This window comes from Mesobacillus sp., assembly GCF_057785455.1.
Window position 1 is genome coordinate 19886 of the sequence record NZ_JBYNSB010000023.1, and the last position, 23163, is coordinate 43048.

Genomic DNA, 23163 nt, shown 5'->3' on the forward strand with positions numbered 1-23163 from the left:
AAGAAAGGAGGCTGTAGTTCGTTAGATAAAAAATTTAATAGAATAAAAAGGAGCTGTCCACATGTCCCGCAAACCACGAACCTGGTACCCTGGCGCGGTCTATCACATTACCGACCGTGGGAACCGGCAAATGCCGATTTTCATGGATAATAAAGACCGATACCAGTATATGGACTTCTTAGAAGAAACCCGCATCTACTTCCCGTTCACTCTTCACGCTTATTGCCTGATGACCAACCACCTTCATCTTCTGCTCGAAACCATCAACCACCATCCGCAGGAAATCATGAAAATGCTGAATTCCCGATATGGAATCTATTTTAATAACCGCCATGATTTTGTCGGTCATGTGTTCCAGGGCCGTTATAAATCTGAGTTAATCGACTCACCGGAATATTTCTTGAATGCCAGCAGGTACATTCATCTAAATCCCGTCGAGGCAAAAATAGCCCAAGATCCAGCAAGTTATAAATGGAGCAGTTATCAAGCTTATATTTCCAATGTGAAAAATCCTCATGTCACCACAGACCGAATCCTATCCTATTTTCCCGAGCCGCCAAAAGAGTATTATAAGAGAGTGATAGAAAATGAACTGGTTCTGATGAAATAAAAATTAATTCTGCCCATGCCTATTGTTTGCCGGAATAGGTGTGGGCTTTTTAGATTCTCACCGGAAGTAAATCTTCTGGATAATATAAGAAGCGAAGGGTACGTCCCTGTGCTTCCTCCAAGGGAAAAGAGAAGCAGAGGGTACGTCCCCCTGCTTCCGTCCCCATAAAAAAAGGAGAAGTTATGTTCCTCCAAAAAAATCGGTCTCAGGTCTTAGAAACCTTTACAGTCTAAGCCTGTTAAAAGCAGGAGAATTTATGGGTAATATGGAACTATGGAATAGTGAAACATTGACCCCATGTCAATCGTATATAGAGGAAGGATTCCAAGAAGGAGTGTAATGACGATGAACCCAGTACTTTCTTTTATTGCCCGTACCCTGGCAGCCATCCCTTCCGCCGGGTTTATATGGCTTTTAACGTATATTGGCTTTGATCTGACATTCGGAACGGCTATCCTGGCCGGCATCGCGGCGGGTGGACTTGTGTATTTTGGGCTTGGCAGTTTCATGAAGACCCGATTCCTCAATAAACATGGCCTGACGAGAAAGGAATATAAATATATAAAGAAGAATCTTGATGAAGCGAAGCTGAAAATCAAGCGCCTGCAAAAGGTCCAGTTTTCCATCCGGCACATCAAGTCGCTTAAGCAACGCATGGAGCTGATCAGGATGGTCCGCAACATTTACAGCCTGACTCGCAGGGAGCCGAAGCGATTTTACCAGGCCGAACAGTTTTATTTTTCCCATTTGGACTCGGTCCTTGAGCTGACTGAGAAGTACGCCTTCCTATCCGCCCAGTCAAAAACGAACCGCGAGATGAAGTACACGCTCGAGGATACGCAAAAAACGTTGATTGAAATGACCGGAGCGGTCGAGAAGGACCTTTATCAGGTACTGGCTGACGATTATGACCACTTGAATTTTGAGATAGATGTAGCCAAGCATAGGCTGAATACGGTAAAAGAAACGAAATTTCTTGATGGAAATTGGAGGACGAAGAAATGAACGAGAAGGACCTCGATTTATTAAAAAATAGCGGCAATATTGTAGACGATATCCTTGCCAATCCGTTTGGCGATCAGGGAGATTTAGTGCTGAAGCCAATTGCACAGGAGTCAGAAAGCAAGCCGGTAAAACTGATTGATGTGATTCCGGAAGAAAACCGCGCAAAGGCTTACCAATTGGCAGAGCAGATCGATCCGAAGAACCACCAGGCGATGATTATGTATGGTACTCAGGCACAGGGGAAACTGCTGTCTTTTTCCCATGCGATGCTTGACCATGTTCAAAAGAAGGATGTCGGCGAAATCGGGGAAATCATCAGTGATTTGATGAAGCACTTGAATCAGGTGAGCCCGGATGAGCTGCGTGCTGAGAAGCCGTCGCTGCTTTCAAGGATGTTCGGGAAGATGTCCGGCACGATTCAGGAGGTATTGTCCAAATACCAGAAAACCGGCGCCCAGATTGACCGCATCAGCGTGAAGCTCGACCGCAGCAAGAATGTGCTGCTATCTGACATTGGCATGCTGGAAAAATTGTATGAAACGAATAAGGAATATTTCCATGCGTTGAATATTTATATCGCAGCAGGGGAAATCAAGCTGGAGGAGCTTCATGAAAAAACGATTCCTGCCATGAAGCGGGCGGCAGAGGAAACGAACGACCAGATGAAGTTCCAGGAAGTGAACGACATGATCCAGTTCGCCGACCGCCTCGATAAAAGGCTTCATGACCTGAAATTGAGCCGTGAAATCACGATCCAGAGCGCGCCGCAAATCCGGTTGATCCAGAACACCAACCAGGCGCTTGTGGAAAAAATCCAGTCGTCCATTGTGACGGCGATCCCGCTTTGGAAAAACCAGGTCGCCATCGCGCTGACTCTGATCAGACAGCGTCATGCCGTTGAAGCACAAAAGCAGGTATCAAAGACAACCAATGAACTGCTGCTGAAAAACGCAGAAATGCTGAAGACCAACACGATCGAGACCGCAAGAGAGAACGAACGCGGCCTGGTCGATATCGAAACCCTGAAAAAGACTCAGGAAAACCTGATCTCCACCCTCGAAGAAACATTGCGAATCCAGGAAGAAGGCCGCACAAAACGCCGCCTCGCCGAACAAGACCTCGCAGCCATGGAAAACGAACTGCGGCTCAAGCTGCTTGAGATTAAAGATAAATAAGAGCGGGGCCAGGCCCCGCTTCACCACTTTAAAGCGCCGGGGGTCAGACCCCCGGCGCTTTAAAGTGTAAAAGGGTTAGATCTGCGTCCCGAAATAAATCAATCACCCAGTTCGTTCATCCTGCCTTCTTGCCCTTGCTTTTTAATACGTCTTCGCTCTATCATGGAAGCATTATGATACATAAAGGATGAAAATGATGGATCAAAAGATTCTGCCGGCTTCTTCTAGCATGAAGGATTTTGAACGGTTTTTGAAAAGCCCTTTTGAGATTGGGGTTTTTCTCGAAATGCATATCGCACAGCTGAAGCATGTGAATGCCATGGCGGAGGCGCATGGGAAGAAGATGCTTTATCATATGGATATGATCCACGGAATCAAAGCCGACGATTATTCGACCGAGTTTATTTGTCAGGAATACAAGCCTTATGGGCTGATCTCGACGAAATCGAATGTAATTTTAAAAGCAAAGCAAAAGGGAATTATCGCAGTGCAAAGAGTTTTTTTACTGGATTCGCATGCTCTTGAAAAAAGCTATAAGCTGCTGGAAAAAACAAAGCCAGACTACATTGAAGTCCTGCCTGGATTAATGCCTGAGCTAATTTCAGAAGTGAACGAACGGGTGAGTATTCCCCTATTTGCTGGAGGTTTTATCAGGAAGGTTGAGGACGTCCAACAGGCCTTGGATGCTGGTGCAGTCGCTGTAACGACCTCGCAAAAAGAAATATGGAAGCACTTCGCATAGATAGCATTGTTGGTAATATAGTTATAAAAAATATCTGACAAATTTATTGACAGCGTTTTCAAAGTCTAGTATACTTCGAAATACAAGTTAAGAGACGTGACGGAGAATGGGAGATTCACACAGAGACGCCAGAATTTTTTGGTGTGTACTGTTGTGGATCTCCCTTTTTATTTTATCTCCTGACTCTACTTGATAACAATCATAATACAGCAACAGGGAAGGGGAATCTCTATGTCAGCTTTTATGGGAGAAGTCATTGGGACGATGATCTTGATTGTGTTCGGCGCAGGAATCGGAGCAGGATCAACGCTCAAGAAATCTTATGCAAAGGATGCAGGCTGGATTGTCATTACGATTGCGTGGGGACTGGCGGTAACCATGGGTGTTTTTGCAGTAGGATCGATAAGCGGGGCACATTTGAATCCGGCTGTTACTCTCGCACTGGCGATTAACGGATCATTCCCGTGGTCAGACGTTCCAGGCTATATACTTGCTCAGTTAATTGGAGCTATTCTTGGAGCAGCGCTTGTATTCCTTCACTATCTGCCGCACTGGAAAGAAACATCAGATCCAGGGGCAAAATTAGGAGTCTTTGCAACAGGCCCGGCTATTCCGCATACATTTTCAAATTTATTCAGTGAAGTATTTGGCACTTTTATTCTCGTTTTAGGATTATTATTTATTGGCGCAAATAAATTTACCGAAGGCTTGAATCCGATTGCAGTCGGCCTATTGATTGTTGTCATTGGCATGTCGCTCGGCGGCACTACGGGATATGCAATCAACCCGGCGCGTGACCTTGGGCCAAGGATCGCTCACTTTATCCTGCCGATTCCTGGCAAGGGAGGCTCAAACTGGGGCTACGCCTGGATTCCGGTAGTGGGGCCGCTGCTAGGAGGCGCAATGGGAGCAGTGTTCTACCAGGCGTTTTTTACCGGTGATTTTACTACGACTTTTTGGATCGTAACTGGTATAGTTGCATTAAGTCTAGCATTAGCTTATACAGTAGGACGAAAGCAAGCAGGCGAAATCGATACTTCCAAAATCGGGAAACTAAAAACATATAACAGATAAGCAGCATGTGAAATGAAGACAGCACTTTAACAACTCACCGCATCACCGCACCGGGGGTCTGACCCCCGGCGCGGTAATGCTTTAGTGTGGCGGGGTGCCGGGGTGCCCGGTTGCCGTGATGCCAGGATTCCCGGAGTGCTAGACACAGAACACTGCATGCCAATAATTTCACCAAATTAATCTCATATGGACTTTATATAAGGGAGGAATTTTAAATGGAAAAGTACATTCTATCTTTGGATCAGGGGACGACGAGTTCGAGGGCGATTCTTTTTGATAAGGCTGGGAAGATTGTGCATGTTGCGCAGAAGGAATTCACGCAGCATTTTCCGAAGCCTGGCTGGGTTGAGCACAATGCGAATGAAATCTGGGGCTCGGTCCTCGCTGTCATCGCTGGGGTTTTATCCGAGTCCAATGTTAAGCCGGAGCAGATTGCGGGAATAGGTATTACCAATCAGCGGGAAACGACTGTTGTATGGGACAAGGAAACAGGTGTCCCTGTCTATAACGCGATTGTCTGGCAATCACGTCAGACGAGCGGGATATGCGATGACCTGAAGGAAAAAGGCTACAATGACTTATTCCGTGAAAAGACGGGCCTGCTCATCGACGCTTATTTTTCAGGCACGAAGGTAAAATGGATCCTTGACAATGTAGACGGCGCACGGCAGAAAGCCGAGGAGGGCAAGCTATTGTTCGGCACCATCGACACCTGGCTGATCTGGAAGCTTTCCGGCGGCCGTGCCCATGTGACGGACTATAGCAATGCTTCGCGCACGCTCATGTTCAATATATATGACCTGAAATGGGATGAAGAGCTGCTGGAGATCCTCGGGGTGCCGGCATCGATGCTTCCAGAGGTCAAACCATCATCAGAAGTCTATGCTCAAACCGTTGCCTACCATTTCTTCGGCCAGGAGAAACCGATTGCCGGAGCGGCAGGTGACCAGCAGGCGGCATTGTTTGGCCAGGCGTGTTTCGAAAAAGGCATGGCGAAAAACACTTACGGCACAGGCTGCTTCATGCTGATGAATACAGGCGAAAAAGCTGTTCGTTCCGAGCATGGCCTGTTAACCACCCTTGCATGGGGCCTGAATGGAAAAGTTGAGTATGCGCTTGAAGGCAGCATTTTCGTGGCAGGCTCTGCCATCCAATGGCTGCGCGACGGCTTAAGGATGCTTAAGGATGCGAAGGACAGCGAGGGCTATGCCACAAAAGTCGAATCAACGGATGGGGTTTATGTCGTTCCTGCATTCGTCGGCCTGGGCACGCCGTATTGGGACAGTGATGTCAGGGGAGCAGTATTCGGCCTTACCCGCGGTACAAGCAAGGAGCATTTTGTCCGCGCGACACTCGAATCACTTGCTTACCAGACTAAGGATGTTCTGTCCGCGATGGAGGCAGATTCAGGGATCGAGCTGAAAACTCTGCGTGTTGATGGCGGAGCTGTTAAGAATAACTTTTTAATGAACTTCCAGAGCGACATTCTGAATGTTCCTGTTGAACGCCCGGTCGTAAATGAAACGACTGCTTTGGGAGCGGCCTATCTGGCAGGGCTCGCAGTTGGCTATTGGGAAAGCCAGGAGGAAATCGCGAAACAGTGGGCGATTGACCAGGCCTTTGAACCGAAGATGTCTGATGAAAACCGCACACAGCTTTACGACGGCTGGAAAAAAGCAGTTAAAGCAGCGATGGTTTTTAAATAAGTTTTTACAATATCTTTTACCTCATAAATTTGATACAATAAAGATAAGTTAATAAATCGGCAGGAGATCTGGAGAGACCGCGAAGCATTACCTACTAATGGTGATGTTCTTTGCGGTCTCTTTTTTCTGTCCAAAAGGAGGAAACATCATGTTCACTAATACTAAACGTACAGATATAGTCTCCAACTTAAAGGAAAAGAAATTCGATTTGCTCGTCATCGGGGGCGGGATTACCGGCGCGGGAATCGCGCTTGACGCCACAACAAGAGGAATCAGCACAGCCCTTGTCGAGATGCAGGATTTTGCAGCCGGCACCTCCAGCAGGTCGACAAAGCTCGTACACGGGGGATTGCGTTACCTCAAGCAGCTCGATGTGAAGGTCGTTGCTGAAGTAGGAAAGGAGCGCGCAATCGTTTATGAAAACGGACCCCATGTAACGACTCCAGAATGGATGCTGCTTCCTTTCCATAAGGGCGGGACATTTGGCAGCTTTTCAACATCAATCGGTCTTAAAGTCTATGATTTTTTAGCAGGGGTAAAAAAGAGCGAGCGCCGCAGCATGCTTTCCAAGGAGCAAACCCTTGCGAAAGAACCGCTGGTTAAAAAAGAAGGCCTTAAAGGCGGCGGCTATTACGTAGAATATCGCACAGATGATGCAAGGCTGACAATTGAGGTCATGAAAGCCGCGGTGGAAAAAGGGGCAACGGCTTTGAACTACTCCAAGGTAGAGGAGCTAGTTTATGAAAATGGCAGAGTCATAGGTGTCTTGGTAAAAGACCAGCTGACAGGCGAACAGTACAAAATCCTCGCGAAAAAAATCATTAATGCTACTGGCCCCTGGGTCGATGTTCTACGGGAAAAAGATGGCTCCAAGAAAGGCAAGATGCTGATTTTATCAAAGGGTGTCCATGTTGTCATCGACCAGTCCCGCTTCCCGCTGAAGCAGGCGGTATATTTTGATACACCGGACAAAAGAATGATTTTTGCAATCCCGCGCAATGGAAAAACCTATGTCGGGACCACGGACACTTTTTATAATGATGAAAAAGCAAATCCGCGCATGACCCAGGCTGACATGGATTATTTGCTCAATGCGATCAACTATATGTTCCCTGATGTAAAAGCCACACAGCAGGATGTGGAATCCAGCTGGGCTGGCATCCGTCCACTGATTCATGAAGAGGGAAAAAGCCCATCCGAGATTTCACGGAAGGATGAGATTTGGGAATCAGATTCCGGCCTGATCACGATCGCCGGCGGAAAGCTGACAGGATACCGGAAGATGGCTGAAACAATCGTCGATGTGGTAGCGGAAAAATTCAGGTCGGAGGAAGGGAAGGATTTCGGATCATCCAGGACAATGCACATGCCAATTTCAGGCGGTGATTTTGGCGGGTCGGAGAAATTCCCGCAATTCATAACGAAAACAGCAGAACTGGGAGTTAAAGCAGGCCTGAAAAAAGAAGAAGCCACCCACCTGGCGAAGTTCTACGGTTCCAACGCGCCTGCAGTCTTCGAACTGGTAAGAAACCAGCAGGCCAGCATGAAACAATATGGAATTCCGGCAGTAACGTTCGCTAAACTCCTATATGGCATCGAATACGAAATGGTTGCAACCCTGGTAGATTTCTTCAATAGGAGAACAGGAAAACTGCTATTTGAAATCAACACCGTCCAGCAAACAAAAAAAGCAGTCAGCGCCTATATGGCCGACACCTTCAACTGGAGCCAGGAAGAAAAACAAAAACAAGAAGCCGCCTTGGAGGCAGAAATCAAAGCAGCCACCACACCAATCCAAGAATAAGAGCGGGACTTTACCACATTAACGCGCCGGGGGTCAGACCCCCGGCGCGTTAATGCGATAAAGGCTCTGCTAACGATAAAAGGGCATAAAAAAACCCCCGTCTTTTACCAGAAGAGGGGGAAGCCCAAAGTGGCTATTCAACCAAAATCTACTATAGGTTACGCTAGCTAACTAACTTTTATAAGGGTATTTTATTATGGCAAAATAATGCAGTTTATGTTAATAAATCACAGATTTCACTATTGTCGCCATCTTTATAGGAATTAATCTCTATTGATTGGATAATTTTAGACGTTAATTGGATAAAGTGAGTAAAAAATTTAAGGATTTATTACTAAAAAAATTTTTATTCTTTTATTTCTAAATGTGATTTTAATTCTTCCTGAACCCTTTGTTTCTCGGCATCCTCTACCTGATAATAATAAATCCCGCCAATTTTGCCGCCTGTCCCCTTCAGCTCAAGCTCCTCAATTTTTTTGCCAGCCTCCTTGTATTTGGACTGGATATTGTACATTTCGCCAAAAGTCATGTTTGTTTTAATATTGCTGCCCAGAGCTGCGAGAATTTCTTCGTAATTCCCAAGCGAAGAAAGACTGGCTCCTTCACGGATGACTGCCCGGATGATTTCCCTTTGCCTGTGCTGCCTGCCAAAATCACCTCTTGGGTCTTCGTATCGCATTCTTGAAAAGGCCAAAGCCTTTTTGCCATCAAGCTGGATTTGGCCCTTCGGAAACTCATAACCGCCATATTTAAAGCTAAGGTCATTTTCAACGGTCACTCCGCCAACCGCATCAACGATGTCACGGAATCCTTCCATATTAATCTGCAAATAGTAGTCGAGCGGGATATCAAGCAGGTTTTCGACTGTATCCATCGACATTTCGACCCCGCCAAAAGCGTAAGCATGGTTAATTTTATCCTGCTTGCCCTTGCCGATGATCTCCGTCCTGGTGTCCCTCGGGATGCTCAGCATTTTTACCGAATTCAGATCGGGATTAACAGTAAGGACAATCATTGTATCCGAGCGGCCTTTATCGCCATCGCGCTCATCAACGCCAAGCATCAGAACAGAAAATGGCTCCTTTTTTTCCAAAGTAATAGGTTGTGCCCGTTTTTCAGAAACCTCGCGGCTGATTGGCTGATGCATCGTATCAACTGTTTCATTGAATGATTTATAAATGGAATAAGCATAAATCCCAACTGCAGAAATGATGAGTAAGAAGAATGCGGAAAGGATGGTGATCCACTTCTTTTTTTTGCTTGTGGTTGTACGTGGCATAAGTAAGAAACCTCCAAATGTAATTCGCTTTTTAGATAATCGGAAAAATGGAACCAGCCAAAACGCTAAAAGGGCAACTTACCTCTCTTTAGCTGAACTGCTTCAATTCATCAAGCCTTCTTTATCCTTAACAAGATATTCGTACTTTAATACAAAACTATGCCGGTAGGGAAATGATTTGCAGAATTGATTTTTGAGGGCTTTAATTTAGTAGTGCAAAATCCTGTGGAAAAGGGCTTCGATTCCTGAAATCATCCAAATTTAAAACTGTCAGCACAAGATAATAAAATAGCTAATTAGAAATAACTAGGGCTGCTGTTAAAAGAGGGCTTAAATGCCAGTGTTTATGCCATTTTATTCTAAATGTATTAGGGAATATTTACATGTATTTCAAAAACATTAAATCTGTTAAAATCTTTTTAGCAAGAGAGGATATATCTTGTAAAGCTAGCAAATTATTATTATTTTTTCCAGGAGGAATTAACTTGGCAAATCACTCTTTTAAAAAATTCCTTGCTGCAGGTACTTCAGCTGCAGTAGTCGTTTCTGTTGTAGCGCCAGCAGCATCTGCTGAAGCTCTTCATCCATTTAAAGATGTAAGCGCAAACTATGATGAAGCAGTTGGCGCACTTTATGAGTGGGGAATTGTTAATGGAACATCTAAAACAACATTTGGAACAAACAACAATCTGACTCGTGGAGATGCTGCTGTTATCATGGCTAACGCTCTTGGTCTGGATACAGAGAATGCACCTGATGCTGGGTTCACTGACTTGATTCCGCGTATTGAAGGTTCTGTTAACGCTTTGGCGGAAGCAGGCATCATTTCTGGTGTGAGCAAGGACAAATTTGCTCCAAACCTGCAATTGACACGGGGTGCTATGGCGAAAATCCTTGTACTAAGTTTCGGGCTTGAGGACTATGCTGAGGAAACTCCATTTAAGGATGCTGTAGGTGCATTCGGACCTTATATTGAAGCGCTATATGGCACGGAGATCACTTTTGGTAAAACAAAGGACTCCTTCGGAACAAATATGAACATCACTCGCGGTGACTTTGCTAACCTCCTGTACAGAACATTCATGTTCATTGATGAAAATATGTATTATCCATATGCAGAGTCTGCAGAAATCGTAGATTATAATACTTTGAAGGTTACAATCGATGAAGCAGCTCCAGAAGAACTTACAGCTCAGGATGTTGCTGAAGGCCTGATGATCGGCTTCGAAGCAAAGGATGGATCGATCACTCTTCCTAAAATGCTGAACGCAGAACTTACAGCAGACCGCAAGACTGTAACGTTCGATATCACTCCAAGCCTAGAAGGCAAAGAAGGCACTCTATATATTGATGACCTGGAATTGGCTGTGGATTTTGCTGCTCCTGTTGCAGGTAAGGGATCAATCACTCTTGCAGGCACTGCAACTCCGGCAGCATTCGACTTCGCAGGAAAAACAACTGCAAGTGTTGAATTGGCAGGAACAAACGGCTCAGCTAACCTTGACGGCATGAAGATGTCAGTAGTAGACAAGTTCGGTACAGCCCCAGCAAATGTCATTGTTACCCTTGATTCCACAACAGTGGAAGCTGCAAAAGCTGGCGAAGGCAAGACATGGGGACAATTGCAATACAAAAACGGCAGCTGGGAACTGATCAACGATGCAGTTTATGACAACATCCCAGCAGGCACATACGTCCTGAAAGCACCATTCACAGACGCAGCCAAAAACACAACAACCCTGACACTAAACGTAACAGTAAAATAATAGTGGCACTTTAACGTATTAACGCCCTGGGGGTCAGACCCCCAGGGCGTTAATGCGTTACTGCTTTAGTGAGGTGGGGGTCAGACCCCCAGCACGGTGATACGGTGAAGCGCCGGGGGTCAGACCCCCGGCGCTTTAAAGTGGTGAAGAGAATTTATTCTTCACCGATGTACTCGATTGTGTAGGTGTCGACTGCGCTCCATACTAGTTGTTTGAGCAGGTTGTCTTTGTTGTTTGTACTGTTTACATAGTAGGTGTTCAGTCTGCTTAGGAGAATGCTGTATGCCTGTTCTGGTGTCTTTTTCAGCATGTACTCGCTGTACTCGCTGTCCCAGTAGCTGATGGCGAACATGATGATTTCCTTCTTTTCAGCAGAGGTCATCTGCTGCCAGGCAAATCCATCAAGGTAGGCAAGTGAATCATATTGGAATGACTTGTATACACCTTGGAGATAGTAGGCGATATCGTATTCTACAACTTCGCCGTCATCATATGTTACTTCAATTGTATCCTCGTCAATCAGCGTCACATCGACGGCTTCTTCCACCATCTCCAGGATGATCCGGTTCAGTGCGCGTTCGAAATACTTATCTTCTTCCATCTTAAATCTGTAGGTTAGTTTGGCGAATGCTTCACGTGTTGTGGCATCCTGCGGGAAGTAATACTGCCCGTTTCCTTCAATAAAACCAATTTCCTTTAAAAACGCGACATGAGGCTGTGCCCAGCTTGAAACCTTGTAAAAATCCGCAAATGCTGGATCATATTCAAGCAGCCCGGCGAACTCCTCAAGCCCCATGGCGCGCACGAACATAACAGCCATTTCCTGACGGGTAATCAGCGCATTAGAACCAAACAAAGTCTTTGATTTACCGTACGTGATATCTGCCTTAACAAGAGCACCGACATAAGGTCTTGACCAGTCAGCCAAATCGGTGAATTGTGCGGCGGCCTTTGCGTCCAGTGGCAGCTCCATAGCCAATGCAAGCATTTTAGCGAATTGGGCACGTGTTAATTTTTCCTTCGGGCGGAACGTTCCATCCGCATATCCGGTAATTACTTTGTTTTTTGCAAGCTCCTCTATGTAGAACTTCATCGGCGACGAATCGATATCTTTAAAAGTAGTTGCAGCTGAAGCAGATGAGTTGCTAAGCAAACTGAAAAGCAATGTAAAAGAAAACAAAAAAGCGAACAATTTCCTCATTTGCATTTTTCCCCCTTATTCTTTAATCAGCTAAATTTTACCGGTAATTTTCAGATAAATATATTGGTAATTTAAGGGTTTTTGAGACCTAAAAAACTGGTAAAAATCAGGCTTATTATGTAAAAACAGCTAATTATATCCTTCCTTAGCCATTCGACAAAATTTGTTGGATATGGTAAAAATATTTTGGTAGAAACAGATAATGGAAGAATAATATTTAGGGGGAAAAGAGTTGAATTTAGCAAAGAAGGTTGTTGTCGGAGTCATTGCAAGTTTTCTTGTCTTTCAGTCAGCAGCGCTGCAATCTGGTTTTGCGGCTACATATGAACAATACCCAGTGTCATCTGGTGTAAAGTACAAGGAAAATAGAGAAGTGATCAATGGATATGATCAGTCTATTAAGGTGCTGGAGGTTAATCTCCAGGATCAATATACACAGTTGAATTTATCTGTGCCGAAAATCGGTACGATTTCAGGCACTACTGCCCAGGCAAAATTGGTCCATCGTGATGGAAATAGAGTGGTAGGGGCAGTTAATGGATCTTTCTTTGACACGAAGACAAAGCTGCCAATGTATCTAATCGCCCAGAATGATACATTAGTAAACTCTGGAATCATCGCTTCCGGGCGTGACCAGTATGTCAATGAACCTATTGCCTTTGGTATTAATGCTTCAAAAAAAGCCATGATTGATTACTTTGATTTAGATCTTTCAGCTGCCCATAACGGCACCGCTATGGAAATTACCAGCGTTAACAAAGTCAGGACAGAGAATAACCTGATTTTATTCACTCCTGAATATGGCCAGTATACGAATTCTAACCAGTACGGGATGGAAGTGATTTTTACAGGCGCTTCGAAAAATAAAGACTTGAAATTCGGTGATAAAATCACTGGGACCGTCAGTGCGATCCGTCCGTATAACACAACAACCAATACTGCTATTCCGGCAGATGGCTTCGTCCTGTCTGCACACGGCACCGAGAACCTCCAGTTTTTAAAAGGAATGAACATCGGCGATCAAGTAGAGGTTTCCATTGATATTGACGATAAGTGGAAGGGTGCGCAATACATGCTTGCCAGCGGCCCTAGACTAGTTGACAATGGTGCTGTCTCTTTAAGTATCGATCCAAAGAGCCAACGTGCATTGGAACGTGCACCAAGAACTGCTATTGCGGTTGACCGCACATTGACGAAAGTCTTCATGGTTACAGTAGATGGCAGGGCAGAGGGTTACAGTAAGGGAATGAACCTGACTGAATTCGCCCAGTACCTTGTAAAGCTTGGAGCCTATAAAGCTCTTAATCTTGATGGCGGCGGCTCAACAACGATGCTGGCGCGTAAATATGGCAATGATATGGCGTCATTAATCAATAAGCCATCTGATGGATGGGAAAGGGCAGTCCATACTTCATTACAAGCCATCAGCACAGCACCAATCGGTACTGAAAGCACCTTTGGAGTAGGGGTGTCCAGCTCATCCGTAACAATAGGGGAATCCATCACTGTATCTTTAAAATATGTTTTAGACCAATTCTACAACCCGCTGGCAAAAGACCCGGCGAAATTGAAGTTATCCAGTACACTAGGTTCATTTGAAGGCACTACCTTAAAAACGACTAAAACCGGCGACGGTGTGATTGTCGCAACTTATGGAAATTTACCGCCAAAAGAGATTCCGATCAAGGTAACGGCTGTGGCATCACCATTCTCTGATGTCCCAAGCACAAGTAAGTACTATCCGCAAATCAAGTACTTGTATGATCGCGATATCATCGCAGGATATGCAGATGGGACATACCGTCCTGCTACAACATTGAAGCGCCTGGACGCAGCATTGCTGCTTGTAAGGGCATTGAAGCTTGATACGTCCAATATAACGGATGTCAATTTCGTGGATGTTCCTAAGGAATACCGTTTCTATAAAGAAATTGCAGCAATCACAAATGCAGGCATCATCAACGGTAAGGAAGGCGGAACAAAATTTGACCCGAATGCGCCTTTGACCCGTGCAGAGATGGCAGCGATCCTCGAGAGAGCATTTAAACTGCAGCCATCAGGTGAAATGCCGTTTACAGACGTGCCACCGTCCAGCTTTGCTTACAAGTCCGTCCTAAGCTTGTATGCAAACGACATCACAAAAGGATACGGAACCGAGTACAGACCAAATGAAAGCGTAGACCGCATCCAATACGCATTGTTCCTGTACAGGGCAGTAACAAGGTAACAAAAACAGCGATTACGATAATCATAGGAACAAAAGGGACCAGTCATTCCGGCAAAAGCACAATGCCGGAGACTGGTCCTTTCATAATTTACCGCATCACCGTCCCGGGGGTCTGACCCCCGCCACATCACCGCATCACCGCACAATCGCACTGGGGGTCAGACCCCCAGTGCTTTACAGTGTTAAAGCCGTCCCCACACCCAACTCCACATCCACATCCACATCCACCGCCATGCACCTACATTCCACAAATCTCCATTTCTCTCCTTGAAATGACATTGTTCGCTAATTTATGTATAATTGTGCAGTAAATATTTTTAATGAGGGTGCGTGTGCTGTGTTATTTAATTCATATGAATTTATATTCTTTTTTCTGCCTTCTGTTTTTGTAATTTACTTCGCCCTCCAATATGCGGGCTTATCGAGACTGGCGAAGATTTCGCTGGTAGTGGCATCCCTGGTGTTCTACAGCTGGTGGAATATCAGCTATCTGCCGCTGATTCTCATTTCGGTTGTCGTCAACTATGCCGTCGGTACTTATCTGGCGAATAGTGACCACCTCAAGACGCGCAGGATCGCTTTAACGATCGGCATCATATTCAATGTCATTTTACTTGGCTACTTTAAATACACGGATTTCTTCCTTACTACCATCAACTCAGTTGCGAAGGCAGATTTCCCGCTGCTTCACCTGGCATTGCCGCTGGCGATCAGCTTTTTCACGTTCCAGCAAATCGCCTACCTGGTGGACAGCTTCCGTTATGAAACAAAGGGCTACCGGTTCGATGAATACATGCTGTTCGTCGTGTTTTTCCCGCAGCTGATTGCCGGGCCGATTGTCCATCACAAAGAGGTCATGTCCCAGTTCCATAACGAAAACTCACGCATGAACGCAAAAAATATCTCGCTCGGCTTATACATTTTCGGCATCGGCCTGTTCAAAAAGGTCATGATTGCCGATACGTTCGCAATATGGGCGACCGACGGCTTCGCAAATGCATTCGACCTGAATATCGTAGAAGCCTGGATCGCATCGTTATCCTACACTTTCCAGCTGTATTTCGACTTCAGCGGATACTGCGATATGGCAGTAGGAGCGGCATTGCTATTCAATGTCAGGCTGCCAATCAACTTCAACTCGCCATACAAGGCGCTCAACATCCAGGATTTCTGGCGCCGCTGGCATATCACGCTCAGCCGCTTTTTAACCCAGTACATCTACATCCCGCTGGGAGGAAGCCGGATCAGCCCATCCAGAACCTATATCAACATCATGATCATCTTCATGGTCAGCGGCTTCTGGCACGGCGCAGGCTGGACGTTCATCATCTGGGGCTTCCTGCACGGCCTGGCATCGGTCATTTATCGCTGGTGGAGCCGCCGCGGCTATTCAATGCCAAAATGGCTCGCATGGTTCATCACCTTCCAGTTCGTCAACGCGGCCTGGGTACTGTTCCGGGCTGAAACCATCGCCCAGGCGACAGTTATTCTCAAGACAATGTTCGGCATGGGAAAAATCGAGCTGCCAACACGGGTAGCAAGACTGCTCGAACCAATTTTCAATGTCAGCCTATTGCCGGACGGTCCGATGCTCTATACAGCAACCAGCGTCATCCTGGTCATCCTCGGCCTGATCATCACCACAACGAGAAGAAACTCGTTCGAGATGCTGGATCGTTTCAGTCCATCGAATCTTAACATGGTATTTATAGTGCTAATTTCAATCGTATCGATTTTACAGCTTGGAAAAGTCTCCGAGTTCCTGTATTTTAACTTTTAAATCTCAAAGGAGTTCTGCAAGTGGAGCCAATCTATAAGAAGTTTGTTCTTAAGTTTTTCATCGTCTTCGCAGCAGTGCTCTTGCTCATTGCTGGAATCGTCTACGTGACCGACCCGTATGTTTATTATCATAAAGAAGGGGTTTATAAACGTACGTTCACGAAAAACTTCAATATGCGCTACCAGATTCCCGGGATGATCAGGAATCTGGAATACGAAACCTTGTTTGTCGGCACCTCAATGGGCCATAACTTCAAAGAGGACAAAATCAATCAGCTTTGGGATACAACATCTTTCAATGCCACGATTTCCGGTTCATCTGCCAGGGAGCAGAGGAAGGCGGTCGAGCTGGCGCTAAAATCGCACGATGTGAAGCATGTTTTTTGGGAAATCAATTATGACTCATTAGCTGGTGATCCAGAACGTGTGGATGCCACCTTCCCGAAATTCCTGTACGACCGCAACATCGTGAACGACCTGCCGTACCTGCTGAGCTATGAGGCATTCAAGAAGATTGATTACCAATGGGAAAATCAGCATCTGGTAAAATCGGATGTCGACCCATACAGCTTTTATAAATTCGGCGAGAAAAAGCAGCCGTTGACCATCGAAGCGATGAAAAAGGAGCTGGAAGGGCAAAGTGCGCCGCCAGCATCTGCCCACACACTTGAATCGTACGTCGAAAGCTTTAAAGAAAACATGCTGCCTATGCTGAAAAAGTATCCTGATACGCAATTCACGTTCCTTTACACACCATATCCAATCACGCGGCATATGATTATTCAGGAAAAAATGCCTTCAATCAATCAGGACCGCCTGCAGGCGAAGCTCGAAATCTATAATGAACTTGAAAAATATCAAAACGCCGCAGTCTATGATTTCCAGGATGAAGCGGAGATCACTTTTAACGTAGGAAACTATATTGACCGTTCTCACTACTTTCCTTATGTAAATGATCTCCTTCTTGAGAAGATGGCCACAACGGAACCAATCCAATCAGAAGAAGAGTATAAGGAAAAGGTGGAAAGTCTCGCAAACCAGCTTAAGAATTTTTCCTATGATCAGTTAAAAGAACAGCCGCTGACCGCGAGCAAAAACTAGCAAAATAGCTGCCAATCCCAGGCAGCTATTTTTTTATCTCTGAAAAAATTCCTAAAAGTATATTATCCCCACCACCCCATAATCCCTTGCTATATTCCAACAAAATCCACCAGAAAATGTCGCCTGCTGCTGGAAATCCTTGCATGTTATTAGTTGTAAAATTCTACTAAAATGAGTAACATGTAAATTGGATATGAATTCCAACGAAAGAAAGACAGGGGGAGAGAACGTGGGGAAATGGAAGAAGAACCTCGTTTCGATTGGCGTAAGTGCAAGCCTGATAGCAGGCGCGGCGTCCGTGCCAACAGGAACGGCATTTGCAAAAACGACTGCTGGAAAGCATGTGGGGATATCCGCAGTTTCAGTCAATTCACCATTGCTGCAACAGAAGATGAATCAGAAGAAGTCACCGCTTAGCGAAGATACTTTGGTCATCAAGTACCAGAAGCCTCTTACAGCTTCAGAGCATAAGAGATTGGGAGGCACTCTCGTACGTCAAGTCTCGGGAATGAATTACGCTGTTGTAAAAGTGAAGGACAAGCAGAACCTGCATGCCGTCATTTCTAAATACCAGCAGCTGGATAAAGTAGTATCCGTCACTCCATCTGTCCTTTACCAGCAGCTTGGCATGAGCGATCCGAAAGTAGGAGATCAGTACCATCTGACTCAGCTGCAGGTCGCCAAGGCACAGAAGCTCGTTGGAAAAAATAAAGTGAAGGTCGCTGTAATCGATACAGGCATCGACCGCAATCACCCGGATCTTAAAGGTAAAATCCTTTCTAGTAAAAACACCGTCAATCCAATCAGCCCTGGAATGGCCGATTCACACGGCACGCATGTAGCCGGGATCATCTCGGCCAAAAAGGACAATGGCATTGGCGGCTATGGAGTCGCACCTGATGCCGACATCCTATCAATTGACGTTTTTGACCGCGGCTGGGGAGCGAGCGATTTTGCCATCGCTGAAGGAATCATGGAGGCTGTCAGAAGCGGCGCGAAGGTCATCAATATGAGCCTTGGCGGACCGATGCCATCACCAGTCATTGAGGAAGCCGTCAAGTTTGCGGTTGCCCGCAATGTAGTCATCGTGGCGGCAGCAGGAAACGATGCCAGCGATTGGACAAACTATCCTGCAGGCTATGAAGGGGTCATCAGCGTCGGCTCAACTAATAAATATAAAAAACTGTCAAGCTACTCTTCATACGGACCTTCCGTTGACGTTGTAGCACCAGGTGAAGAAGTGTACAGCACCATCTATGAACCTGAGAAGCTATCAAGCTTCCGGAAGATGAGCGGCACATCGATGGCTTCGCCAGTAGTTGCCGGAGCGGCTGCGCTGCTGCTATCCAAAAATCCGAACCTCACACCTGCGCAGGTAGAGTACATACTCGAGCACACTGCAGATGATCTTGGTGAAAAAGGTTTCGATGTCAAATTTGGAAACGGCCTAGTGAACCCTGTCAAAGCGCTTCAATTTGACACAAAGAAATTGCCGGCATTAGTGAATAAGAAGCTGACGGAAAAAGAAATCTTCGCAGCTGCAAAGTCTGTGAAGGTTGATAACCAAGCTTTATTCACAGATGCCATCACCAAGCCATATGAAGAAAAATGGATCAAATTCAATGTTAAAAAGGGAGAAAACATCCAGGCAGTTTTATCTGGAGCTTCCAAGTACGATTACAAGATGATGATGCGTTTCACGTCTTCAAGCACAAAACGCATCCATGAAATCAATAAGGTCCGTGAAGGCAAGGCAGAAGGAAAGCTGTTCACGGCACCAGCTGACGGTGTCCTTGCAATCGGAGTGAAGGACGTAAATGCGAACTATGATGATTCTGCGAAAAAGCTATCGAAATACACGCTGCAGGTCAATAAGATGGTCGGCTATTTAACGGATGATTCAGATTTGGAGAATCCAGTGGCGATCGAAGCGATTCCATTCAGCACGGATGAAAATCCGCTCACTTTTACGGGAAGGGATGGTACTGACGACGATTACTTCACTTTCTCCGTTGAAGAACGCCAGCTCGTCAAGCTTGAAGTAAGTGCTGTGCCGGGTGCGAATACGGCGATCAGCGTTTATCCTGCTGATATGCTAATGCCGGTAGGCGGCGAAATGCCTGAAGGTGAATATCCGGAAAAAGGGGAATATCAGGCAGCGCATGAAGGTGAGCATGGCGAAGAAATCGAGCCAATGTATTATGCGAACAATGGAGGAACCAGTGAAGAAGAAGTGCTTACATTCACTGCTGAACCAGGAATTCCTTACGCGGTAAAAGTATCGAATAACCCTGGCAACTATTATGGCATGTACGAGTTCTTCTATGGATTTGACATGTTCATGGAATCGAGCCAAAAGCCGGAAAGCTCGCTTGTTCCTTATATGTTCAGCATCACCGGGAAAGTCATGCCGGCTGATGAGGACAATCTTCCATTCATGGAAGAGCCAATGCCTGAAGAAGGCATGGAGGAAGGAATGCTTGAGCAGCAACGAATGAAAATCGCTTCATCCTATAAAGCAGCACACGAAGAAAATCCTGAAATGGAATACATCAATATGGTTCAGGAAAATGCCCGCCCATACACAATCGGGCAGCGCGGCGAAGGCTATCTGTCTACTTTCGAAGATGAGGACTGGTTCAGCCTAAGCGCGAAGGAAACAGGAGTTTATGAATTCACTCTCAGCAACAAAGGCAATTTGCCTTGGTTTGAAATCTATAAGCTTGAGACCGATAAGCTGGACAATGGCGAAGAAATCCAATGGCTGAACTATATCGGCACAAATGTAACATGGGATATGTTCGGCAATGGTTTTAACACTAAGGTATACACTGGCCTCAAGAAAGGCGAGAAGTATTTCATCAAGCTGAACAATGATTACATGAAAAACCAGATCAGCTTCGATCCATATTCATTCACTTCAAAGCTTGTAACGAAGAATGCAATGGATAAATATGAAGACAATGACAAGCTTGAGAAGGTAAAAGACATTCCGGGCTCAGTCGTCGAAGGCAATTTCGGCATGCCGAACGACCAGGACGTCTTCTACTTCCAATCCAAAGCAACCCAGGTATTTGGCGTAACAATTGAGCGCGGAGCACTTACAAAAGAGCTGAGCAGGCTTCCAAAGGAAATCATCAGCCCATTCTACGGCTTCGTCCAGGTTATTGAAGACAAAAACAAAAATCGCAAGCTTGATGAAGCAGAATACCCGTATGCCCAGTATATTGAAAAAGGCGTGTATGGCGGTTACACATTCGGTTCCTTCAAGGCGAAAAAAGGCAGCAATTACATCATTGTGGCTGCCGGCTGGCCAGAAAGTAATACACCGCTGACTCTGCTGCCATACAAGCTGACACTTGCAGCGGCAAATGCTAAGGACGAGGATGCAGGCAACAAGGTCACGAACAACAAAGCCTCCAATCCTGTAAAAATGAAGAAGCTTACAGCCAACACATGGGAATCTGTAGGCAACTTCAATTCTGGATTGACCTTCGGAGATGAAGACTGGTACACCTTTACACTTGACCGCAATGCATCTGGCGTAATCAAGCTGGAAGGCTCCATCGAAACCGACGGTAAAATCGAGCTTTATCAAAATGGCAAATTGATTTCATCAGCAGACTTCTATCCAGAAGGCGATCCGGAAGTTTTATCAGCTTCCCTGAAAAAGGGAACATATCAGGTGAAGATCACTGACTTCCACGGTAGCTCTTCTATCAAGCCATATAAGCTTAAAGTCTATATGAAGTAAGATAATGTAAAATGAGAGAGTCCTTAGAACTCTCTCATTTTTTCTTGTGTAACAGAAAAGTAGTCATGAAGATATATTAAATAACCAAAAAATACAAAAGATTTGAATGATTTTGAAAAGATAACCTTAAAAGGCTACAATTAAAAATACTGCTTAAATATGACAATATTTCTTATTTTATCCTTGTATAAAGATGCCAACGTGGTAAAATAGGATTGTAGCACAATTCCTGTTTTGTATTTTCAAATGTGCAAGGGTTGGTTATGGCCGATGGAGAGTACCTGTTTAGATGCAGGTACTCTTCATTTTTTTGTTTGTGGAAATAATAAGCATTATAGTTATAGGTAAAACTATGAAGTGTGTAGCTGGCATACTATTTTTAGTAGAGAATAAGCTGTATCTTTGAAGGTTTTTTATTTGTAAAGGAAAACAGAGACGGCCCTGGCAACTGTCCGAATAGAGGGATGATTCGGACAGAAAAAGCGGAGACATCCGGAAAACTGTCCGAATGTTGGGCTGATTCGGACAGAAAAAGCGGAGACGTCCGGAAAACTGTCCGAATGTTGAGCTGATTCGGACAGAAATAGCGGAGACAAAGGGAAAACTGTCCGAATGTTGAGCTGATTTGGGACAGAAAAAGCAGAGACGTCCGGAAAACTGTCCGAATGTCGGGCTGATTTGGACAGAAAAAGCGGGGACGTCCGGAAAACTGTCCGAATAGAGGGCTGATTCGGACAGAAATAGCGGAGACGTCCGGAAAACTGTCCGAATGTTGGGCTGATTCGGACAGAAAAAGGGGAGAAGTCCGGAAAACTGTCCGAATAGAGGGCTAATTTGGACAGAAAAAGCTGGGACCCACGAAAATCTGTCCGAATAGACAGCTGATTACGGCAGAATTGCGAAGATGGCAGAAAAACACTGGTGGGGCTGTTGAAACTATCCATGGTGCAATAATGGAGAGTGCTTCAATATGGATCGGGATAAAAATTACCCCCAAAAAAATCCGACTCATAACGAGTCGGATTTTATTTATACCGTTTCCTTCTGCTCAACAATCTGGACCTTCCACTTGGATAGATCAGGCTCGTCAGTAAGCACCAATTCTTTTGGGAAAATGAATGTCCATGGCTTGCTTGTGTTAGCTTTTACTTCGAAGTTATCCAGCGCGAATCCGCCTTTTGCAATGGTTTGCCCTGAGCCATCCTCCACCTGGAGCGGAAGCTGGTGCAGCTGGATGTTCTTGTCATTGCCGTTGCGGATCAGCAAGGTGACGCTTAAACCGCCATTTTCGTTTTGTTTTGCCTGCAGTCCCATGAAATTGACTTCGCCAACATTTGGTGCGCCAAGTGAATCAACCATCTGGGCCAGCTTTTCTTTTTCCTTAGCAGGAAGATTGCTTTCCCATGAAGGATCAAGGTCAAGGCGATGCGGTGCCTTGATTTCAAAAGCAAGCTTCCAGCCCTCTGAAGGAATTTCTGCGGACAGGACATCGCTTAGCTGGAAAGCGAAATGCCAAGGCCTGCTGCTTTTTGCAGGGATCTCGCCAAGCTCTGCCAGGTTGAATACGCGGCGTGCCAGATGCTCACCGTTTGGTCCAATCAGCAAGATCGGCGATTCCGCGAGGCGAATTCCTTTATTGACACTGTTGCGGACAAAAGCTGAAACGATGAGCTGGTCCTCTTCAGCCCGCAGCTCGATTCCCGCTAGTGAAACCTGGTTCGGCTTCAATGGGGGAAGCTCATTGTTCAGGAAACGCAGGACGTATTGCGTTTCCTGGGGAACATCCATTGATGGGTGAAGCGACAGCTCTGTGTATACTTCCTGCTCTTCTGCCGCCACCTCATCATTCAGCAATTCTTTTGAAGGAATAACAGAGTCCTGGCCCTGTTTCTCAATTTTATCTTGTTTATTTTTTTTGAAAAAAGAAAACATCTTCATTT

General features: G+C 45.5%; 15 protein-coding genes. 12 read left to right on the top strand and 3 right to left on the bottom strand.

Annotated elements, in window-relative coordinates:
- Positions 1 to 61: 61 nt before the first annotated feature.
- From AC3EBE_RS08260 to AC3EBE_RS08290, 7 genes are all read left to right on the top strand, one after another.
- Positions 62 to 610, top strand: coding sequence for a transposase (locus tag AC3EBE_RS08260; RefSeq protein ID WP_488594543.1), 549 nt, complete (start codon positions 62 to 64; stop codon positions 608 to 610).
- Between the two features lie 345 nt (positions 611 to 955).
- On the top strand, positions 956 to 1615 hold the full coding sequence (locus AC3EBE_RS08265) for a 5-bromo-4-chloroindolyl phosphate hydrolysis family protein (RefSeq protein WP_488594544.1): 660 nt from the start codon (positions 956 to 958) through the stop codon (positions 1613 to 1615).
- Positions 1612 to 2790: a toxic anion resistance protein gene (locus AC3EBE_RS08270; protein ID WP_488594545.1), complete on the top strand. Its 1179-nt coding sequence runs from the start codon at positions 1612 to 1614 to the stop codon at positions 2788 to 2790. The genes AC3EBE_RS08265 and AC3EBE_RS08270 overlap by 4 nt, the downstream gene beginning before the upstream one ends.
- A gap of 196 nt (positions 2791 to 2986) precedes the next feature.
- A complete protein-coding gene (locus tag AC3EBE_RS08275; protein WP_488594716.1) occupies positions 2987 to 3532 on the top strand; it encodes a glycerol-3-phosphate responsive antiterminator in 546 nt (181 codons plus the stop codon).
- Positions 3533 to 3763: 231 nt separating this feature from the next.
- A complete protein-coding gene (locus AC3EBE_RS08280; protein ID WP_488594546.1) occupies positions 3764 to 4606 on the top strand; it encodes an MIP/aquaporin family protein in 843 nt (280 codons plus the stop codon).
- Positions 4607 to 4821: 215 nt separating this feature from the next.
- A complete protein-coding gene (glpK, locus tag AC3EBE_RS08285) occupies positions 4822 to 6312 on the top strand; it encodes a glycerol kinase GlpK (RefSeq protein WP_488594547.1) in 1491 nt (496 codons plus the stop codon).
- A gap of 145 nt (positions 6313 to 6457) precedes the next feature.
- Entirely contained in the window at positions 6458 to 8116 is a 1659-nt protein-coding gene (locus AC3EBE_RS08290; protein WP_488594717.1) for a glycerol-3-phosphate dehydrogenase/oxidase, read from the top strand.
- 346 nt (positions 8117 to 8462) lie between these two features.
- On the opposite strand, the gene tagU is transcribed toward AC3EBE_RS08290, so the two are convergent.
- A complete protein-coding gene (gene tagU, locus AC3EBE_RS08295; protein ID WP_488594548.1) occupies positions 8463 to 9395 on the bottom strand; it encodes a polyisoprenyl-teichoic acid--peptidoglycan teichoic acid transferase TagU in 933 nt (310 codons plus the stop codon).
- A 485-nt stretch (positions 9396 to 9880) separates the two neighbouring features.
- Between tagU and AC3EBE_RS08300 the strand changes: the two genes are divergently transcribed.
- Positions 9881 to 11161, top strand: a complete 1281-nt coding sequence (locus AC3EBE_RS08300; RefSeq protein ID WP_488594549.1) for an S-layer homology domain-containing protein — start codon at positions 9881 to 9883, stop codon at positions 11159 to 11161.
- A 154-nt stretch (positions 11162 to 11315) separates the two neighbouring features.
- On the opposite strand, the gene AC3EBE_RS08305 is transcribed toward AC3EBE_RS08300, so the two are convergent.
- Positions 11316 to 12362 (bottom strand): S-layer homology domain-containing protein, encoded by a 1047-nt coding sequence (locus AC3EBE_RS08305; RefSeq protein ID WP_488594550.1) that lies wholly within the window; start codon positions 12360 to 12362, stop codon positions 11316 to 11318.
- Positions 12363 to 12594: 232 nt separating this feature from the next.
- Here AC3EBE_RS08305 and AC3EBE_RS08310 point away from each other — a divergent pair, with 232 nt between their 5' ends.
- From AC3EBE_RS08310 to AC3EBE_RS08325, 4 genes are all read left to right on the top strand, one after another.
- A complete protein-coding gene (locus tag AC3EBE_RS08310) occupies positions 12595 to 14589 on the top strand; it encodes a phosphodiester glycosidase family protein (RefSeq protein ID WP_488594551.1) in 1995 nt (664 codons plus the stop codon).
- Between the two features lie 337 nt (positions 14590 to 14926).
- Positions 14927 to 16369 (top strand): MBOAT family O-acyltransferase, encoded by a 1443-nt coding sequence (locus tag AC3EBE_RS08315; protein WP_488594552.1) that lies wholly within the window; start codon positions 14927 to 14929, stop codon positions 16367 to 16369.
- 20 nt (positions 16370 to 16389) lie between these two features.
- Positions 16390 to 17469 carry a hypothetical protein gene (locus AC3EBE_RS08320; RefSeq protein ID WP_488594553.1) on the top strand — a complete coding sequence of 360 codons (1080 nt, stop codon included), beginning with the start codon at positions 16390 to 16392 and terminating at the stop codon, positions 17467 to 17469.
- Positions 17470 to 17698: 229 nt separating this feature from the next.
- Complete coding sequence (locus tag AC3EBE_RS08325) at positions 17699 to 21223, top strand: S8 family peptidase (protein WP_488594554.1); 3525 nt, start codon at positions 17699 to 17701, stop codon at positions 21221 to 21223.
- A gap of 1029 nt (positions 21224 to 22252) precedes the next feature.
- Here the strand turns inward: AC3EBE_RS08325 and AC3EBE_RS08330 are convergent.
- On the bottom strand, positions 22253 to 23155 hold the full coding sequence (locus AC3EBE_RS08330) for an accessory Sec system S-layer assembly protein (RefSeq protein WP_488594555.1): 903 nt from the start codon (positions 23153 to 23155) through the stop codon (positions 22253 to 22255).
- Between the last annotated feature and the right edge of the window lie 8 nt (positions 23156 to 23163).